We start from the raw sequence: 17,951 nt of genomic DNA on the forward strand, positions 1-17,951 counted from the left end.
GCCGTCCACCGCAAGGCGCCCACACAAGTCACCTGCGCACACTGTCAAAGATCAATCACTTGCGACCGTTTCTTCAGTCGCCCCGTCGACGTTTCGTCCCGGGTGAGCCGCCCATTCTACATCCCTTCGTGCTTCCGTCAACACCCTCAGCGATGAATTTTGCTTCGGGAAATTGCCGTGCAAAAGGGGAGCAGCGGCGGGGTGGCGAATACTAGGGAGTGCCTACCGTTTTGGCAAGCGCTTTCTGAAAATTTTTTCGCAGCGAAGCGTTTTGCGCTGTCGCGACAACGATGTAGCGACAGCGCAATCGCGTGCGACTTATGCGCTCGTCAACAACACACGCGCGAAGTTGCGCTTGCCCACTTGCAGCACTGCTTCGAAACCCGGCGAGAAAATGCGCTGCGCATCTTCCACAACTTCGGCGTCGATGCGCACAGCGCGTTCCTTGAGTTTGCGATTCGCTTCCGAATTGCTGGACGTGAGTCCCGCCGCCGTGAGCAACGCTGGCAGACGCAGTCCTTCCGCAGGCACTGCAATTTCGGTGAGCGGCAGCAAACTCGTATCGCCTTCGCCGCGCACAACCGCGTGCCAACCTGCAATGGCCTGCTCCGCCGCCGCCGCGTCGTGGAAACGCGTAGCAAGCTCTCGCGCAAGACGCAGCTTGGCGTCGCGCGGATTGAGCGCGCCGCTCGCCACATCGCGTTTCATCTGCGCGAGTTCGTCCAGCGATACATCGAAGCTCAACAATTCGAACCAGCGCCACATCAGTTCGTCGCCGATCTTCAGCGTCTTGGTGACAATGTCGATAGCCGGCTCGTTGATGCCGATGTAGTTGCCCAGCGACTTGGACATCTTGTTGACGCCATCGAGGCCTTCGAGCAGCGGCATGGTCAGCACGATCTGCGGCGGTTGGCCGTGATGCTCCTGCAAGGCGCGACCCATCAGCAGGTTGAACTTCTGATCGGTGCCGCCCAGCTCCACATCGCACCTGAGCGCGACGGAGTCGTAGCCCTGCACGAGCGGATATAAGAACTCGTGGATCGCGATCGGCTGCTGCGAGGCGTAGCGCTTGGCGAAATCGTCGCGCTCGAGCATGCGCGCGACTGTGTGCTGCGCGGCGAGCTTGATCATATCGGCCGCGGTCATTTTGCCGAACCACTCGGAATTGAAGCGCAATTCGGTCTTTTCGCGATCCAGCACCTTGAAAACTTGCTCGGCGTACGTTTCGGCGTTCGCCAGCACATCCTCGCGGCTCAACGGCTTGCGCGTGACGTTCTTGCCCGTGGGATCGCCGATCATGCCGGTGAAATCGCCGATCAAGAAGATCACGGTATGCCCCAGACCCTGGAACTGGCGCATCTTGTTGAGCAGTACGGTGTGGCCCACATGCAGATCCGGCGCGGTGGGGTCGAAGCCCGCCTTGATGCGCAGCGGTCGTCCGAGTTTGAGCCGCTCGGCCAACTCTTCTTGCTTGATGATTTCGTCGGCGCCGCGCGCAATGGTGGCTAACGCCTGCTCAAGCTCGTTCATGTGATCCTCTTCGAATGTGATTGCCTAGGCAGCCAATAAAGTGATGACCGCCGTGAATGGCGTTAATTGTGCGTTAACTGAAAATCTCGCGCAAACCCTTGATCGAAAAGGCATTGACGCACTTTGCACAAGGTCGTTATGGTACGCGGCAATTGATACTTTGTACCGCGGGGGGCGCGGTTCGTAATGAATAATAAGAAGAAGGCTTTTTAGCGATGGCCCAGAATAAGCAAGACCCGCGCATCGCACGCAAACTGGCCATCCGCCGTAAGGCACAACGCCGACACTCGCACTTCTATCAACGCTGCGCCCACTGGTCGTTCAATCGTGCGACGGGTGGCGAGCAGCCGCCGATGCATTGGTATCGCGAACGTTGGATGCTCGCCGCCACGGCGTTGCTGATCACCGTGCTTTCCGGTTTTCTGATTCCCGCATGGGCCACGGCGATGAAGCCCGTCGCCGTGCAACCCGAAGCGCACACCTTGTTACCGCTTGCATTGCCGAAGATCGAAGCCCCCACGCTCAAGGCGCCTGCAGTGGAAGATTGGCGCGTGGTGCAAGTACGTCCCGGTCAAACGCTCTCCGATATTTTCCAAGATCAAGGATTGAGCCTTACCGACGTGCAACACGTGGTCGACAATGCGGGCGATGCCAAGGCAGCGCTGCATCATATTCATCCCGGTCAGGAGTTCGATTTTCTGATCGGTCGCAATGGAAGTCTCGAAGGCATTCGCTTCGACAAAGACGAATCCACGCGCGCCATCATTCGCCTCGATAACGCTGCGCCGAGCATGAGCACCGTCGCGCGCTCGGTGGAAACGCGCGAACAAATCGCGCATGGCGTGATCGACGATTCGCTCTTCGCCGCCGCCAACAAAGCGGGCCTGAGCAACGCGATGGTGATCAAGCTCGCCGACTTGTTCAAATACGACATCGACTTCGTGCAGGACCTGCGCGAAGGCGACAGCTTCACGGTGATCTACGACACGGTGTATCGCGACGGCGGCTATTTGCACGAAGGCGATATCGTCGCTGCCGAATTCGTCAACCAAGGTCATCGTTACACGGCATATCGCTTCAAGCGCGCGGACGGCAGCATCGGCTGGTTCAGCGAAGATGGTCGTCCGATCCAAAAATCCTTCTTGCGCATTCCGGTCGATTTCACGCGCATCTCGTCGCCGTTCAGCGCTGCGCGCATGCATCCGATTCTCGGTTTGATGCGCGCACACAAAGGCGTCGACTATGCGGCGCCCACCGGCACTCCGATTCATGCCGCGGGCGATGGCGTCATCAAATTCCGCGGCTGGATGAACGGTTACGGCAATTTCGTGATCATCCAGCACAACTCGCAAATCAGCACGGCGTATGGCCATATGTCGCGTTTCGCCACGGAACGCGTGGGCCAACACGTGCATCAGGGCGATGTCATCGGTTATGTCGGCATGACGGGATTGGCTACCGGCCCCCACCTGCATTACGAATTCCGCGTCGACGGCGTGCAGCGTAATCCGCAAACCGTCACGCTGCCCAAACCGGAGCCTCTGCCCGGCGCGCAGATGGCGTTGTTCAAGAACTCGGTGGTGAACCCGCAGTTGGCGCGCATCGCGGAAATCGATAGCAACTACAAGCTCGCGCGCGCCCAGTCCACCAAGCGCAGCGATGACTGAACAGCGGCGTGCGGATGACGCTTCGGCGCTTTATATCGGCCTGATTTCCGGCACCAGCGCAGACGGCATCGACGCCGCGCTGGTGCGGTTCGAACAAGACAAACCGCAATTGGTCCACGCGTTGACGCACGCATGGCCAGAAGCGTTGCGCAGGCAGATCCTGCGTGTGGCGCAAGACGAAGAGAAGCTTGATCTCGACGCTTACGGGCGCCTAGATACCGCCGTCGGTCAAACGTTCGCCCACGCTGTCCATGCGCTGCTCGCGCAAAGCGGTGCGTCTGCTTCGTCGGTTAGCGCTGTGGGCTCTCACGGTCAAACGATTCGCCATCGCCCGTTCGGGGAACATCCGTTCACGCTGCAAATCGGTAACGCGAGCGTGATTGCGGAGAACACGGGCATCGATGTCGTTGCGGATTTCCGCAGCGCCGATGTCGCCGCCGGTGGGCAAGGCGCGCCGCTACTGCCTGCCGTGCACGCGATGCTGCTGCATGCGCCCGGTCAAACACGCGTGGTGCTCAATCTTGGTGGCATCGCCAATATCACGGTGCTATCGGCGAACGGGCAGGTTTTCGGATTCGACACCGGCCCCGCGAACGGCTTGATGGATGCATGGTGTCTTCGTCATCGCGGCGAAGCGTTCGATCGCGACGGTGCGTTTGCGGCTAGCGGTCGCGTCAACGACGCACTACTCGCCACGTTGCTGAGCGACGCCTACTTCGCGCTGCCGCCACCCAAGAGCACGGGGCGCGAACATTTCCATCTTGGCTGGCTGGATGCGCGATTGCCATCGGCACTGGCGTCGACCGCCGATGTACAAGCCACTTTGCTGGAGTTGACGGCGCGCAGCATCGCCGAGGCGATCCACACGCATGCCAACGACGCGGCCGACGTTCTTCTCTGCGGCGGCGGCGTACATAACCCTGTGTTGGTTAGGCGCTTGCAGGCGCTGATGCATGCGCGCGACGTGCGCAGCACGGCCAGTTACGGCGTCGATCCTGACCATTTAGAAGCCACCGCGTTTGCGTGGCTTGCGCGACAGCGCTTGCTTGGGTTGCCAGGCAATTTGCCGGCCGTCACGGGCGCGAAGGGATATCGCGTACTCGGCGCGCTCTATCCCGCGCCGCGCGCGGAAGATTGATCAGCCCGCAGTTCGCCGGACTTGTTGGCTGGAGCAAGTTGCTCCGCACGCGCCACGGAGAGCGCTTGCATGGCCTCCTGAAACGCAGCGCGTTCGCTGGCATCCCAATGCCCGCCTTCTGAAGCAAGATCGAGCGCCTCGACTTCGCTTTCGGCCTGAACGCCACCGGCTTCGGTCACGCCCAAACCGTACCGCAGCGCCTGCAGCACGACGTCGTTGATCGACCATTGACGTTCTTTGGCCAACGACTTGATGCGCTCGGCCATGAGTCGATCGATGTGACGAATGACGATATCCGGCATATGGCGTTCGCTCCGTGCCACGTAGCCCCTGTGAGCGAATCCTCGCCAACCGTGGCGCCGCTGACAATCGTCATCGTTGCGTTCCGTGGATCAGTTCGCACTCGGGGTGTGAACGCGTTTGCGTCGACAAAAAAAGCCGAGATCAAGACGCTGACGATGTCGGTGATTCGTTGCTGAAACGTCGCCACAAAGCCACGAAAAGCAGCATCGCAGGCAGCACTGAGAAAACCGTAATCACGAAATATCCACCGTAGCCAAGCGCCATCACGATGCCGCCCGCAAAAAAACCGAGCACTTTGCCCGACACGTTCACCAGTGAACTCAACAACGCATATTGCGTAGCGGTGTGTTGGCGATTGACCAGCAGCGAGAGAAACGCCACGGTCGGCGGACCGAGCATGGCTTCAAAGAAATTTTGCCCGGAAATCGCCAGGGTCAGCATCGACAAATGCCCGGGATGAGCAAGCAGCAACAAGTACAGCAAGTTGCTGATCGCACCGAGCACGATGCATACACCCAGTGATCGCCATGCGCCCCAGCGCGCCACCGCCGCGCCGCCGGCGAACGCGCCGATAATGCCGATCCAGATGCCGTAAATCTTAGTGACCGCGCCGATTTCCGTATTGCTGAAACCCATGTCGCGATAGAACGGCCCCATGATGCCGCCGATGATGGCTTGCTCGGGGATCTTGAAGATCAGGATGAACAGCAAGGTGAGCAAAGCGATGGCCCAACCGTACCGACGAAAAAAATCGGTGAACGGATCGATCACGCTTTCACGCATCGCCTCCCGCCACGACGATGCCGACAAACGCAGCACATCCGGTTCGCGCATCTTCAACGTGGTGATCATAGGAATAATCATCGCCACGGCCATCAACACATAAATCTGCGACCAGCGGATGTGATCGGCCATGATCAGCGCCAAGGCGCCAGATACGAGTAAGCCCAGTCGATAACCCAGCGAATACGTGGCGACCAAGGCGCCCTGCGCAGAAGGCGGCGCAATTTCGATGCGATACGCATCGATGGCGATGTCTTGCGTGGCGCCCATAAACGCCACCCACAGCGTCACCATCACGAACGTCGACAGCTGGCGTGGCGTAACTATCGCCATGCCGATCAGTCCGACCAACACGCCGAGCTGCGCAAACAGCAACCATCCGCGACGGCGCCCCAGACGCATGAACAACGGCAGGCGCCCATGATCCAGCAGTGGCGCCCACACGAACTTGAACGCGTACGTCATGCCGGCGCTGGCGATCATCGTGATGTCCTTCAGCACGATGTCGTTTTGCTTCAACCAAAACGACAAGGTGTAGGACACCAACAAAAACGGCAGGCCCGAGGAAAATCCCAACAGACACATCGTCCATGCGGAAGGCTGTGAGAACGCCTGCCAGATGGACGATTTGCCGGTTGCCGGAACGCGTACCTCAGTCGGCATAGTCGACCGTGTAAGGCGCGTGATCGGAGAAGCGTTCGTCGCGATAGATCGAGCAATGCTTCAAGCGCTTGCCCAGCGACGGCGTCACGATCTGATAATCGATACGCCACCCCACATTGTTCTCGCGCGCGTTTCCGCGATTGGACCACCAGGTGTATTCCACCGCCTCCGGCTTGATGGCGCGGAAACTGTCCACCCAGCCGCGCTTGTCGATCATGTCGTTGAGCCAGTCGCGCTCTTCCGGCAGACAACCGGAATTCTTTTGGTTGGAGCGCCAGTTCTTGATGTCCAACTCGCTGCGCACGATGTTCCAATCGCCGCAGATCACGTAGTCGCGGCCGCTTTTCAGCCACTTGTTGAAGATCGGCGTCAGCCACTCCATCGCCTTGAACTTGAAGGCCTGGCGTTCCTCGCCGGAGGAACCGGACGGCACGTACAACGACACCACACTGAGATTGCCGAAACGCGCTTCGACGTAGCGGCCTTCATTGTCGAACTCATCCCAGCCCAATTCGGTCAGCACTTTGTCCGGTTCTTGCTTGGCGTAAATCGCCACGCCGCTGTAGCCCTTCTTGCTGCTGGCGTCGCGATAAAAACAGTGGTGACCATCGGGACGAAACATGGGATCGGCCAGCTGATCTTCCTGCGCCTTGGTCTCTTGCAGGCAGACCACGTCGGCGCGCTGCTTGCGCAACCAATCGAAAACCCCTTTGTTCGCGGCGGAGCGGATGCCGTTGGCGTTCAGGCTGATGATGCGCATGGGCGTTCCTTGTGGGATGGACCATGATAACAACGGTGAGCAAGAAGCGAGGGACGCGGTACCATGGCCCATCTTGTCCCTTGCAGATCCGGTCATGCACGACTATCAGCGCGACTTCATCGAACTCACCCTGCAACGCGACGTCCTGCGCTTTGGCGAATTCACGCTCAAGTCGGGTCGCATCAGTCCTTATTTCTTCAACATGGGGCGCATCGATTCCGGCGCGGCGCTTGCGCGGCTCGGGCGCGCGTATGCGGCGGCTGTGGTGAATTCCGGTCTAGAGGTCGACATGTTGTTCGGCCCCGCTTACAAAGGCATCGCGCTTGCGGCCGCCACCGCCATCGCGCTCGCCGAGCAGCACGATCGTGATTTGCCGTGGGCCTATAACCGCAAAGAAGCGAAGGATCACGGCGAAGGCGGCGTGCTGGTCGGCGCCCCGCTCAAAGGCCGCGTGCTGATCGTGGACGATGTGATGACCGCCGGTACCGCCGTGCGCGAGTCCCTCGCATTGATCCAGGCGCACGGCGCCACCGCGGCAGGCGTGTTGATCGCCCTCGACCGCCAGGAGCGCGGTCAGAGCGAATTGTCGGCGGCGCAGGAAGTAAACCGCGACTACGGCATCCCGGTCGTCGCCATCACCAGTTTCGGCGATGTGCTGGCGTATGCCGGCGAGCGCCCGGACCTGGCCGCGGAGCATCAGCGCATGCTGGCCTATCGAGAGCGCTACGGCGTTAGCCATTGAGCGTGCCTCTGAGTGCTGTCGCAGTCGTGAATTCAGTCACGCGGGCGCGTTCTTGTAAGCCAGTCTTTGGAAACCCGCGGCTATACTGAACCGAGGAGGGAGTCATGCGTCGAATCGTGTTCAGTATTTTGTCGTTGAGTCTTGCGGGTCTGGTGACGGCTCAAACCACCCCGAGCGCCATGCATTACCGCTGGGTGGACGGTAGCGGCTTGCCGCACTTTAGCGACAGTTTGACTCAGGACGCCGTGAAATACGGCTACGACGTCATCAATGCCAATGGCATGGTCGTGTCGCATGTGCAACGCCAGTTGTCGCCGACGGAACGCGCCGCTGCCGACAAGCAAGCCGCCGACGAAGCCGCCCGGCAGCACGCGATCGAGGAAAAGAAGCGCCACGACATCGAGCTTCTCAATACCTATCCCGACGAAGACTCGCTCAAAATCGAGCAGCAGCAAGTCTTGGAAAATCTGGATTCGCAGATGAACACCACGCGCGTCAACCTGCACAGCCAGGACGCCGCGCTGACTGATTTGCTCAACCGCGCCGCCGACGAAGAACGCGCGAAGAAGCCGGTTCCGAAATATCTAACCGACCAGATCGCTACGCAGCGTAACGTGGTCGCGAACGAGCGCGCCTTGCTTGAGCATCAAAAGACGCATCGCGATGAATTGGTGCAGCAGCAAGCGCAGGAGCTGCAGCATTTCCGCGAATTGAAAGCGTCCGAAAAGGACAATCGCGGGTATTGATCGCCTTGGGATCGACGGTGCCGCGCGTAACGCGCGGCACTGCATCGTCGCTTTCGAATTCGAAGCGTTCGGCCTACGTCGAGCGCTTCGTTTCGTTGTTCGCTCTGCTTAGAACGGCAACTTCAAGCTGGGGTCGACCGCCAGCAACTGCTTACGGAACGTTTGCTTGATGCGCGCGAGCGCTTCCTCGTTGTCCGCATCGAAGCGCAGCACCAGGATCGGCGTGGTGTTGGACGGACGCACGAGACCCCAGCCGTCCGGCCAATCGGCGCGCACGCCATCGATGGTGACCAGCGTGGCATCGTCGAACCGCGCGGTCTCGCGGAATTTTTCGATAAAGCGATAGTGCTCGCCTTCGGCCATTTCCACCTTGAGTTCGGGCGTGGAAACGCCTTTCGGGCAGGTGTCGAAGATCTCTTCCGGCGTGCGGTCTTCCAAATCGCCCGCCAAAATTTCCAACAGGCGCGCGCCGGCATAAATGCCATCGTCAAAGCCGTACCAGCGTTCTTTGAAGAAGAAGTGGCCGCTCATCTCGCCCGCCAACTCGGCGCCGGTCTCGCGCATCTTGGCCTTGATCAGCGAGTGACCGGTGCGCCACATCAGCGGACTGCCGCCGGCGTCGAGAATCTGGCCTTTCAGATGGCCGGTGCATTTGACGTCGTAGATGATCGTCGCACCCGGCTGACGCGAAAGCACATCGCGCGCGAACAACATGAGCGTGCGATCGGGGAAGATGATTTCGCCGCTGCGCGTGACCACGCCCAGACGATCGCCATCGCCGTCGAAGGCGACGCCGAGATCCGCGCCCGTCTGCTTCACGGAGAGAATCAGATCTTCCAGATTGTGCGGATCGGACGGATCGGGATGGTGATTGGGGAAATTGCCGTCCACATCGCAATACAACGGAATCACATCGCAGCCGATGCCTTCCAGCACCTGTGGCGCCACCGCGCCGGGAATGCCGTTGCCGCAGTCGACGACGATCTTCAGGCGACGCTCGGTTTGTACATCCGATGTAATGCGCTCGATGTAGTCGGGCACTACATCGATCGAGCGGAAGCTGCCGCCGCCATCGGATTCGAGTTCACCGCTGACGATGCGCTTGTAGAGATCCTGGATCGCGCCCTCCGACAGCGTTTCGCCACCCACGACGATCTTGAAGCCGTTGTAGTCCGGCGGGTTGTGGCTGCCGGTTACCGCGACGCCGCAACCGGTGTTGAAACGGTACGCCGCGTAATACACAACAGGAGTCGGCACAGCGCCGATGTCGATCACATCGATACCGGCGACACGCAGGCCATCGGCCAGCGCACCCGCCAATTCAGGACCGGACAGGCGGCCATCGCGCCCAACGACCATTTCGCGCAACCCTTTCTCGCGCATCACGGTGCCGATCGACTGCCCGAGCAGCTTGGCAAACTCCGGCGTCAGGCTCTTACCCACGACGCCGCGTATGTCGTACGCGCGAAAAATCGCCGGATCGACCGTGACTGGCTCGGGCTTGGATATGGCTACCGCCGCCGGACGAGCCGCCGGTTTCACCGGCTCAGGGGCGGGCTGGGACTGTGCTAAATCCGACAACGTTTTTTCCTCAACAGGTTCTGCGCCAGGTTTGGACAGGCGCATAAACAACCAGAACAGGCCGATACCGCCACCCAGGCAGACCAGCGTTATCAAAGCCACGAACGGCCAGATGGGCGGAAGCACGATGTACGCGCCCGGCAAGACCGCCGTGATGTTGAAATTGGTGCCGGCGACGGGTTTGCCCGTCGGTTCGGCATCCACCGCGCTCGAACTGCCTTGCGACATCAACTGAAGGTTCCCGCCACGATCGCTGCTTTGATAAAACAGCAGCCGCCCATCGCTGACCGACAGTTCGTTGAAGCGTTGCGCGATAGGCGCGAAGGGCAACTCGATCCACGCCCAGGCAAGCGGCTTCTGCCGCGAACCCAGCGGCGCCACCACGGTCAGGCGACGATCGCCCACACCCTTGAGCTCTTCTTCAAAAGGAAGCGCACCTTCGGCGTCCGGTGCGGACATCAATTGCGCCGCCTTCGCATAACCGAATTCGCGGTAGTTGGCGTGCAGCACTTCATCCAACCCGCCGGTGTAAAGCTCGATGTTCTGGGCTTGCGGCAATCGTTGCTTCAGCGTCGCCAACACCTGCGGGGACGTCTGCGGCAGTCCGCTGGCATCGATGCCGCTAACCGCCTGGTTCACCTGATCGCGCTCTTTGGCGATTTCGGCGGCAAGCGTCTGCACGGCTTGGTCTTGCGCCGTATGCAACCGTTCCACAGCGCTGCCCTGATCGGCGATCAACCATGTCTGCCATGCGCAAAATGCGGCAGCAGCCAGCAACAGGGTGCCGCAAGCCAGTATCAGCAGTCGCCCCCATTGGACGTGCACGCTCTTCGCCATGCCCCATTTCCCCGAATTAGTGTTTTCCCGTGGAACCGAAACCGCCCTCACCCCGTTCCGAAGGCACGAAATCGTCGACAACCCGCAACCGCGCCTGCCCCACCGGCACCAGCAACAACTGCGCGACGCGCTCGCCGACGGCAATGGTGTACGGCTGCGTGCCGCGATTCCAGCAGGAGATCATCAGCGGGCCCTGATAGTCGGCATCGATCACCCCGACCAGATTGCCCATGACCAGCCCGTGCTTATGGCCGAGCCCCGAGCGCGGCACGATCAACGCGCACCAGCCCGGATCGCCGATATGGATGGCCATACCGCTGGGCACCAAAGCGCTTTCGCCCGGCGCCAACGTGAGTGGCTCTTGCACGGCGGCGCGCAAATCCATGCCCGCGCTGCCAGCTGTTGCGGCTTGGGGCAGCGGAATGCTGTCGCCCAGGCGCGGATCGAGAATCTTCAGTTCGACGTCGATCATCCGCGCACCGTCTTGTAACGGCTGGCGATGCACTCGATCAGCTGACGCGCCAACGCGGTCTTATCCGTGCGCGGCAATTCCAACGCGCCGTCGGCCCAGTACAGCGTGATGGCGTTGTCGGCGGTTTCGAAGCCAAGACCTTCGCCAACCTGATTGGCGGCGATCATGTCCAAGCCTTTGCGTTGCAGTTTGTCGCGCGCATAGGTCTCCACGTTCTGCGTTTCGGCGGCAAAACCCACCAGGAACGGATGCGACGGTTTGGCCGAGAGGCTGGCCAGAATGTCCGGATTTTCCGCCAGCTGCAGCGTGAGATCGGCGCCATCGTGTTTCTTGAGTTTGTGCGCTGCCGCCGCGTTCGGACGGTAATCGCCCACCGCCGCCGAACCGATGTAGATATCGGCGCCGGCTGCTGCGTCAGTCACCGCCGCATGCATCTGTGCGGCGCTGCGCACGTCGACGCGCTTGGCGATGCCTTGCGGCGTAGCGAGGGTGACCGGTCCCGCCACCAAGATCACTTGCGCGCCTGCTTGCGCCGCCGCTTCGGCGACGGCAAAACCCATGCGTCCGGAGCTGCGGTTGCCAATAAAGCGCACCGGATCGATGTCTTCGTACGTCGGGCCTGCACTAACGACGACTTTTTTGCCGAGCAAAACCTGACTGCCGAACGAGGCGACGATCGCCGCGCGCAATTCATGCGGTTCCAGCATGCGACCGGAACCGACTTCGCCACACGCTTGATCGCCTGCTGCCGGTCCCAGGATCTGCACGCCGCGCGCGCGCAATGTGGCGAGGTTCGCCTGCACGGCTGCGTGCGCCCACATCTGCTGATTCATCGCCGGGGCAAGATAGACAGGCGCCGCCGTCGCGAGGCACAACGTGGTCAGCAAATCGTCGGCATGACCGTGCGCGAGACGCGCCATCACATCGGCGCTCGCCGGCGCGATCAACACGCGCTCGGCCCAACGCGCGAGCTCGATGTGTCCCATCGCCGCCTCTGCCGATTCGTCCCACAAGCTCACGCGCACCGGTTCGCCGGACAGGGCCTGAAACGTGGTCGGGGTGACAAAACGCGTGGCGTTCTCGGTCATCACCACCCGCACCAGCGCGCCCAGGTCACGCAGTCTGCGCACCAGCTCGCACGACTTGTAGGCGGCGATGCCGCCCGACACTCCCAGCACAATCCGGCGTTGGGCAAGACTCATGACGTAAGCGAGGTCCGACGTGTAAACAGATGAGTAGCTTACCGGATTCATGTACGCCAACTGCTGTCCGGGCAGACCCTTGGAACGGGATGCTGGTCACATGAGCATTCGAGAATGGCCGGAAGGCGAACGACCCCGAGAAAAATTGCTTGCCCATGGCAGCGGCGCGCTCTCCGACGCGGAGCTGCTGGCCGTGTTGCTCGGCAGCGGCGTGCGCGGCAAAGACGCCATCGCGCTCGGGCGCGAACTGCTGATCCAGGCCGGCAGCCTCAACGCGCTGCTCGGTCGTCAGGATCGGGATATCCGCGCCGTCGGCTTGGGGCCGGCCAAGAGGGCACGCATCGTGGCGGCGCTCGAATTGGCGCGCCGCAGCTTGGGCGAGCAACTTGCCGATCGGCCGTCGCTGAGCAATCCGACTGAAAGCGGCGATTACCTCAGCGCTCGGCTGCGTCATCTCCCGTATGAAGTGTTCGCCTGTCTTTATCTGGACAATCGAAACCGAGTGTTGGCGTTCGAAGAGTTATTTCGAGGAACGGTGGACGGCGCCAGCGTCCATCCGCGCGAGGTGGTGCGCGCCTGCCTGAAGCACAACGCCGCTGCGGTAATTTTTGCCCATAACCATCCCAGTGGCGTGGCGGAGCCCAGTTCGGCCGACCAGGCGATCACTCGTGAACTGGGCCAGGCGCTGCGACTGGTCGGCGTGCGGGTGCTGGATCACCTGGTGATCGGTCACGCCGAACCGGTGTCGATGGCGGCGCGCGGCTTGCTCTGAAGGGTCCAGATAAAAAAACGGCGCGACCGGGAGGACGCGCCGGGAGCCGCATGAGGGGAGGGTATAGAGGGATGCGGCAGTCCCGTATCGATCCAACGGGGGAGACGTCGGGGATACCTGATTATTGTCGCGATGCGTCATGACGCGCGTATGACATCGTTGGCCACCTCGGTCACAAATCGAGGTTGAGCGCCGCTGGCAAGACTTATGCACACAGCGCCCCAAAGGCCACTTAGGGGCATATCGCTGAAAAGCACATCAACTTCACATTTTAAATAATTGATTTAAAACGGTTAGCTGCATGACAAAGTGATTTCCGCCAGCTTTTTACGCTGCGCCGCCTTTCCCCCCTTTACTTTCCCCACAGACTTATCCACAGCTCGATCCACTGCACCGCAGCAGCCCCCTGAGGCGCCGATCGACGACATCGATAGCGCGCCTGGAAAACACGGCTCGGACGCGACTGTCTGTTACGATGCGCGGTTCCATCCCGATTGAACCCCTCCTGTGAAACAAGCGCTGCGCGAACTGGTCCTCCAGGCGATCCGGACCCTTCAGGGCGAGGGCGTCCTGCCCGCCGACATGGAACTGCCGAGCTTCGTGATGGAGCGGGCGCGTAGCCGCGAACATGGCGATTTCGCCACCAACGCGGCGATGCTGATGGCCAAGCCGGCGCGCGCCAAGCCACGCGACCTGGCCGAAAAGCTGGTCGCCGCCCTGCCCGCCAATGCGTTGGTGGCCAAGGTGGAAATCGCCGGCCCCGGGTTCATCAATTTCTTCCTGGCGCCGGCGGCCTACCACGCTGAAGCCGGCCGGATTTTGTCGGATGGCGAAGCCTACGGCCGCAACGCCAGCGGCAACGGCGTGACGGCTGGCGTGGAATTCGTCTCGGCCAACCCGACCGGCCCGCTGCATGTGGGTCACGGCCGCAACGCTGTGCTGGGCGATTGCATCGCGCGTTTGCTCGGCGCCACCGGTTGGAACGTGAAGCGCGAGTTCTACTACAACGACGCCGGCGTGCAGATCCACAACCTGGCGATCTCGACGCAGGCCCGGGCGCGCGGCATCACGCCGAATGACGCCGGCTGGCCGGAAGACGGCTATCGCGGCGACTACATCGCCGACGTGGCGCAGGCCTACTTGAACGGCGACAGCGTGGAAGTCGAAGGTCACGTGGTGACCGGCGCGAAGAACGTCGACGACCTGGAAGCCATCCGCCATTTCGCCGTGGCCTATTTGCGCCGCGAGCAGGACCTCGACCTCAAAGCTTTCGGCGTCGGCTTCGACGTGTACTACCTCGAATCCTCGCTCTACGGCGACCACAAGGTTGAAGAGACCGTACGCGAACTCGTCGCCCACGGTCACACCTACGAGGAAGGCGGCGCGCTCTGGTTGCGCTCCACCGATTTCGGCGACGACAAGGACCGCGTGATGCGCAAGTCCGACGGCACCTACACGTATTTCGTGCCGGACGTCGCCTATCACCTAAGCAAGTGGCAGCGCGGCTATGTCGATGCCGTGACCGTGCTCGGCTCCGACCACCACGGCTCGCTGGCGCGCGTAAAAGCCGGCCTGCAAGCGTTGGACGTGGGCATCCCCAAGGGCTATCCGAACTACGTGCTGTACCAGATGGTGACGGTGATGCGCGGCGGCGAAGAGGTAAAGCTCTCCAAACGCGCGGGCAGCTACCTCACCTTGCGCGATCTGATCGACGAAGCCGGCCGCGACGCCACGCGCTACTTCCTGATCGCGCGCAAAGCCGACTCGCAACTGGTGTTCGACATCGACCTCGCCCGCTCACAAAGCAACGACAACCCGGTCTATTACATTCAGTACGCTCATGCGCGTGTGTGCCGCGTCCTGGAAGAATTGGCCGAGCGCGGTCTGCCGCCAGTCGACACGCAGAAGGGCATCGTGCAGATGACCCGGCTCGATTCGGAGCCCGAGCAGATTCTGCTCACGGAACTCTCGCGCTACCCCGAAGTGGTCGAGGCCGCGGCCAGCAATCTGGAACCGCACCTGATCGCGCAATATCTGCGCGAACTGGCCGGCGCGCTTCACAGCTACTATCACGAGCACAAATGGATCGTGGACGATGCCGAGCTGCGCCATGCACGCATCACGCTCGCCCTCGTCACGCGTCAGGTGATACGAAACGGTTTGGATTTACTGGGACTCAGCGCCCCGGAGAAGATGTAAATGGCGACACGCAAAGGCAAAGGCCGGCAGGCCGTTCGCAACAAAAGCGGCGGGTTTCCAGCCTGGGCCGGCATCCTCGTCGGCATCATGATCGGCGCGCTGGTGGTGGTGGTGCTGATGCGCCATTCGCTCGTGCCGATGGCCCCCAAGGGTCCGCAACCCAACCCCGCAGCCACCCCGCAACCGGGCAGCGACGAAGGCCTTGCGCCGGCCACCACCAACACCGCGCCGAAGAAACCGCAGTACGACTTCTACTCCGTGCTGTCGGAGAAGGAAGTGCGCATTCCGGATTCGGAAATCAACGCGCAGGCCAAGGCGGAACAACAGCAGTCCGCGCAACAGAAGCAGCAAGCGGCGCAGCCCGCGCCACCGTTGCCGGCGAACGCACCGCGTGCCGAAACGCAGAACATCACCGCCGCGCCGCCGTCGGCCGTGGCGCCACCGCCCGCCGCAGGCCCGGCGCAGACCGGCTATCTGTTGCAGGTCGGCGCGTTCCCGAGCGCGTCGGATGCGGAAACGCTCAAGGCCAAGCTCGCGCTGCAAGGCTTTGTCGCCAACGTGCAATCGGTCAGCGTCGGCGGCCAGACCTACCACCGCGTGCGCCTGGGGCCGTTCCATTCGGCCACCGATCTGGAGTCGACCAAGCAGCGGCTCTCATCGGCCGGCTTCCCCGCGATCGCACTGAAAGCGGGCACCTGATCAAAAGCGAAGGGCGCCTGAGGCGCCCTTGGTTTTTTAGGCGATGGAATTCCCATCGCCCCCATTGCGCGCATAATGCGCGAGCCGCCCGTGTCGGAAGCACCAGGGGAACCCACTCACTCCTAGGGTATTGCCCTCAAGAGAGGTTCTTATGAAGAACGTCACGGCATGGCTCGCGCTGGCCCTGATTTTGGGCTCAGCCGCACAGGCGGCGGATAAACCGGCCACGAAGGTCGCACGCGTTTACAACGATATCGTCGCACCGGCAGATCAGCAGGCTTACGAAGCGGGCGTCAAAAGCTTCAACCAATGCCTGCAAAAACACGGTTTCAAATACACCTGGACCGCGTGGTCGCACGAAACGGGTGATACATACAGCTATTCGTATACGTCCGCCCCAATGCCGTGGAGCGGCTTCGACGATATGGATGCGGCAGGCAAAGCCTGCGATGCGACGTTGCGCTCGGACGTGAATCCGCACCTGAAAAGCGAAACGAGCGCGTTCCTGCAGACTTCGCCCGATATGAGTCATGTCGCCAACGTCGCAGACCCGCCGCCCAAGCTGATGGAAGTGACGTTCTTCCGGCTCAGACCCGGTCACGAAGCGTCTGAGTCGTTCGCTGCGAATGCGAAAAAAATCGCCGCAGCCGCCGATAAATCGAAATGGCCGTATTACTTTCAGATGGCGCGCGTCATCGATGCCGGTGACGGCGCACCGGACTTCATCTTGATATCGACGTCCAAGAGCTGGGCGGAATTCGGCGCCGATCCTGATCCGGACGTTTGGAAAATGATCGAAGGCGTGTACGGAAAAACCGAAGCAACGGCGATTCGCAAGGCGATCAACGACGACATCAAGGAAGTGACCGCGCATGTCGACAGCTACAACGCGGATCTGACTTACACCGCACCCGAGAAGTGACGATCGCAACGAAAACAGGCGGCTCATCATGGCCGCCTGTTTCTCGTTTCGTGGGTTTCAATGTTTGCGCTTGAGGCGAATCAACCCGGAGATGTCGTCATCACCATGCCCTTGGCGCATCAGCTCGGCGTAATCGGCGAGCGAACGTTCGATCACCGTGCGATCGGTGCCGACGCCTTCGGCGATGCCGCGCACGATGCCTAGATCTTTATGCAACAGCGCCAGCTTGAAGCCGACGCTGAACTGATTGTTTAACATGGTCGCGCCGCGTTTTTCCAGAAACCAATTTCCAGCGGCGCCAGCGCTCAAGGTTGGAATAAGACGTTCCGGATCGAGACCGAGCGCTTCGCCCAGCGCAAGACCTTCGCACACCGCCTGCGCGATGCCCGCGACCAGCACCTGATTCACCGCCTTGGTCGCCTGCCCCGCACCGACGTCGCCCAGATGCGTGATGCGCAACGCATACGCTTCCAACACCGGACGCGCGCGTTCGAGCACGGTGGCATCGCCGCCCACCATCACGGAAAGCTTGCCGTTCTTCGCGCCTTCCACGCCGCCCGAAACAGGCGCATCGAGAAAATATGCGCCGACCTTTTGAAGTCGTGCAGCCGCCTGTTTAGCGGTATCGGGAGCGACGGTGGAATGATCGATCACGATCGCAGCGGGTTTCAGATGCGGCGCAAGCGCATCGACCGTGCTCAGCACATCCGCATCGGCGGTGACGCACAGCGCGATCACATCGCATTGCGCAGCAAGCTCAGCTAGCGTCGCCGGCGCGTCGACGCCAAGCGTGCGAGCGACAGCTTCGGCTTTGGCATGGGTGCGGTTCGCGACGGCATGCAGCAAACCGTGTTGCTTCAAATGTCCCGCCATGGGTTCGCCCATGGCGCCGAGGCCGATGAATGCTGCCTTGAGTGTCATGCTGGGTCCTTCAA

Annotated in this window: 16 protein-coding genes; 8 read left to right on the forward strand and 8 right to left on the reverse strand. The window is 61.4% G+C overall.

Annotation, left to right across the window (positions count from 1 at the left end):
* Window positions 1–318 precede the first annotated feature (318 nt).
* On the reverse strand, window positions 319–1,530 hold the full coding sequence (gene tyrS / locus L0U79_RS01455; RefSeq protein ID WP_233840114.1) for a tyrosine--tRNA ligase: 1,212 nt from the start codon (window positions 1,528–1,530) through the stop codon (window positions 319–321).
* A gap of 215 nt (window positions 1,531–1,745) precedes the next feature.
* Between tyrS and L0U79_RS01460 the strand changes: the two genes are divergently transcribed.
* Complete coding sequence (locus tag L0U79_RS01460) at window positions 1,746–3,197, forward strand: M23 family metallopeptidase (protein ID WP_233840115.1); 1,452 nt, start codon at window positions 1,746–1,748, stop codon at window positions 3,195–3,197.
* Window positions 3,190–4,335, forward strand: a complete 1,146-nt coding sequence (locus tag L0U79_RS01465) for an anhydro-N-acetylmuramic acid kinase (protein WP_233840116.1) — start codon at window positions 3,190–3,192, stop codon at window positions 4,333–4,335. Before L0U79_RS01460 ends, L0U79_RS01465 begins: the two co-directional genes overlap by 8 nt.
* Here the strand turns inward: L0U79_RS01465 and L0U79_RS01470 are convergent.
* From L0U79_RS01470 to L0U79_RS01480, 3 genes are all read right to left on the reverse strand, one after another.
* Complete coding sequence (locus L0U79_RS01470; protein ID WP_233840117.1) at window positions 4,308–4,658, reverse strand: hypothetical protein; 351 nt, start codon at window positions 4,656–4,658, stop codon at window positions 4,308–4,310. The two genes, L0U79_RS01465 and L0U79_RS01470, sit on opposite strands and share 28 nt — an antisense overlap.
* A gap of 121 nt (window positions 4,659–4,779) precedes the next feature.
* Entirely contained in the window at window positions 4,780–6,084 is a 1,305-nt protein-coding gene (locus L0U79_RS01475) for an MFS transporter (RefSeq protein ID WP_233840118.1), read from the reverse strand.
* The gene (locus tag L0U79_RS01480; RefSeq protein ID WP_233840119.1) at window positions 6,074–6,844 is read right to left on the reverse strand and encodes an exodeoxyribonuclease III; all 771 of its coding nucleotides are present in this window, start codon (window positions 6,842–6,844) and stop codon (window positions 6,074–6,076) included. Before L0U79_RS01480 ends, L0U79_RS01475 begins: the two co-directional genes overlap by 11 nt.
* 94 nt (window positions 6,845–6,938) lie before the next feature.
* Here L0U79_RS01480 and pyrE point away from each other — a divergent pair, with 94 nt between their 5' ends.
* Entirely contained in the window at window positions 6,939–7,586 is a 648-nt protein-coding gene (gene pyrE, locus L0U79_RS01485) for an orotate phosphoribosyltransferase (RefSeq protein WP_233840120.1), read from the forward strand.
* Between the two features lie 104 nt (window positions 7,587–7,690).
* Window positions 7,691–8,332, forward strand: a complete 642-nt coding sequence (locus L0U79_RS01490; RefSeq protein WP_233840121.1) for a DUF4124 domain-containing protein — start codon at window positions 7,691–7,693, stop codon at window positions 8,330–8,332.
* A 108-nt stretch (window positions 8,333–8,440) separates the two neighbouring features.
* Here L0U79_RS01490 and L0U79_RS01495 read toward each other — a convergent pair whose 3' ends face one another.
* The 3 genes from L0U79_RS01495 to coaBC are packed head-to-tail and all read right to left on the reverse strand — an operon-like array spanning window position 8,441 to window position 12,424.
* Window positions 8,441–10,750, reverse strand: a complete 2,310-nt coding sequence (locus tag L0U79_RS01495) for a phosphomannomutase/phosphoglucomutase (protein WP_233840122.1) — start codon at window positions 10,748–10,750, stop codon at window positions 8,441–8,443.
* Between the two features lie 16 nt (window positions 10,751–10,766).
* A complete protein-coding gene (gene dut, locus L0U79_RS01500; protein ID WP_233840123.1) occupies window positions 10,767–11,222 on the reverse strand; it encodes a dUTP diphosphatase in 456 nt (151 codons plus the stop codon).
* Window positions 11,219–12,424, reverse strand: coding sequence for a bifunctional phosphopantothenoylcysteine decarboxylase/phosphopantothenate--cysteine ligase CoaBC (gene coaBC / locus L0U79_RS01505; RefSeq protein WP_233840124.1), 1,206 nt, complete (start codon window positions 12,422–12,424; stop codon window positions 11,219–11,221). The genes dut and coaBC overlap by 4 nt, the downstream gene beginning before the upstream one ends.
* A 100-nt stretch (window positions 12,425–12,524) precedes the next feature.
* Here coaBC and radC point away from each other — a divergent pair, with 100 nt between their 5' ends.
* The 4 genes from radC (at window position 12,525) to L0U79_RS01525 (ending at window position 17,016) form a co-directional block, all read left to right on the forward strand.
* Window positions 12,525–13,196: a DNA repair protein RadC gene (gene radC, locus L0U79_RS01510; protein WP_233840125.1), complete on the forward strand. Its 672-nt coding sequence runs from the start codon at window positions 12,525–12,527 to the stop codon at window positions 13,194–13,196.
* A gap of 507 nt (window positions 13,197–13,703) precedes the next feature.
* Window positions 13,704–15,395, forward strand: a complete 1,692-nt coding sequence (gene argS, locus L0U79_RS01515) for an arginine--tRNA ligase (protein ID WP_233840126.1) — start codon at window positions 13,704–13,706, stop codon at window positions 15,393–15,395.
* Complete coding sequence (locus L0U79_RS01520) at window positions 15,396–16,094, forward strand: SPOR domain-containing protein (protein WP_233840127.1); 699 nt, start codon at window positions 15,396–15,398, stop codon at window positions 16,092–16,094.
* A gap of 151 nt (window positions 16,095–16,245) precedes the next feature.
* A complete protein-coding gene (locus L0U79_RS01525) occupies window positions 16,246–17,016 on the forward strand; it encodes a hypothetical protein (protein ID WP_233840128.1) in 771 nt (256 codons plus the stop codon).
* 57 nt (window positions 17,017–17,073) lie between these two features.
* Here L0U79_RS01525 and L0U79_RS01530 read toward each other — a convergent pair whose 3' ends face one another.
* Window positions 17,074–17,937, reverse strand: coding sequence for an NAD(P)-dependent oxidoreductase (locus L0U79_RS01530; RefSeq protein WP_233840129.1), 864 nt, complete (start codon window positions 17,935–17,937; stop codon window positions 17,074–17,076).
* Window positions 17,938–17,951 lie beyond the last annotated feature (14 nt).

Origin of the sequence: Dyella sp. 2HG41-7 (assembly GCF_021390675.1) — a bacterium.
Classification (GTDB): domain Bacteria; phylum Pseudomonadota; class Gammaproteobacteria; order Xanthomonadales; family Rhodanobacteraceae; genus Dyella_B.

Bases quoted from the DNA above. Each gene is read 5' to 3' on its own strand.
- tyrS (WP_233840114.1), bottom strand. From the start codon at position 1,530: ATGAACGAGCTTGAGCAGGCGTTAGCCACCATTGCGCGCGGCGCCGAC.
- radC (WP_233840125.1), top strand. From the start codon at position 12,525: ATGAGCATTCGAGAATGGCCGGAAGGCGAACGACCCCGAGAAAAATTG.
- L0U79_RS01495 (WP_233840122.1), bottom strand. From the start codon at position 10,750: ATGGCGAAGAGCGTGCACGTCCAATGGGGGCGACTGCTGATACTGGCT.
- pyrE (WP_233840120.1), top strand. From the start codon at position 6,939: ATGCACGACTATCAGCGCGACTTCATCGAACTCACCCTGCAACGCGAC.
- L0U79_RS01530 (WP_233840129.1), bottom strand. From the start codon at position 17,937: ATGACACTCAAGGCAGCATTCATCGGCCTCGGCGCCATGGGCGAACCC.
- L0U79_RS01465 (WP_233840116.1), top strand. From the start codon at position 3,190: ATGACTGAACAGCGGCGTGCGGATGACGCTTCGGCGCTTTATATCGGC.
- coaBC (WP_233840124.1), bottom strand. From the start codon at position 12,424: ATGAGTCTTGCCCAACGCCGGATTGTGCTGGGAGTGTCGGGCGGCATC.
- dut (WP_233840123.1), bottom strand. From the start codon at position 11,222: ATGATCGACGTCGAACTGAAGATTCTCGATCCGCGCCTGGGCGACAGC.
- L0U79_RS01475 (WP_233840118.1), bottom strand. From the start codon at position 6,084: ATGCCGACTGAGGTACGCGTTCCGGCAACCGGCAAATCGTCCATCTGG.
- L0U79_RS01490 (WP_233840121.1), top strand. From the start codon at position 7,691: ATGCGTCGAATCGTGTTCAGTATTTTGTCGTTGAGTCTTGCGGGTCTG.
- L0U79_RS01460 (WP_233840115.1), top strand. From the start codon at position 1,746: ATGGCCCAGAATAAGCAAGACCCGCGCATCGCACGCAAACTGGCCATC.
- L0U79_RS01525 (WP_233840128.1), top strand. From the start codon at position 16,246: ATGAAGAACGTCACGGCATGGCTCGCGCTGGCCCTGATTTTGGGCTCA.
- L0U79_RS01520 (WP_233840127.1), top strand. From the start codon at position 15,396: ATGGCGACACGCAAAGGCAAAGGCCGGCAGGCCGTTCGCAACAAAAGC.
- L0U79_RS01480 (WP_233840119.1), bottom strand. From the start codon at position 6,844: ATGCGCATCATCAGCCTGAACGCCAACGGCATCCGCTCCGCCGCGAAC.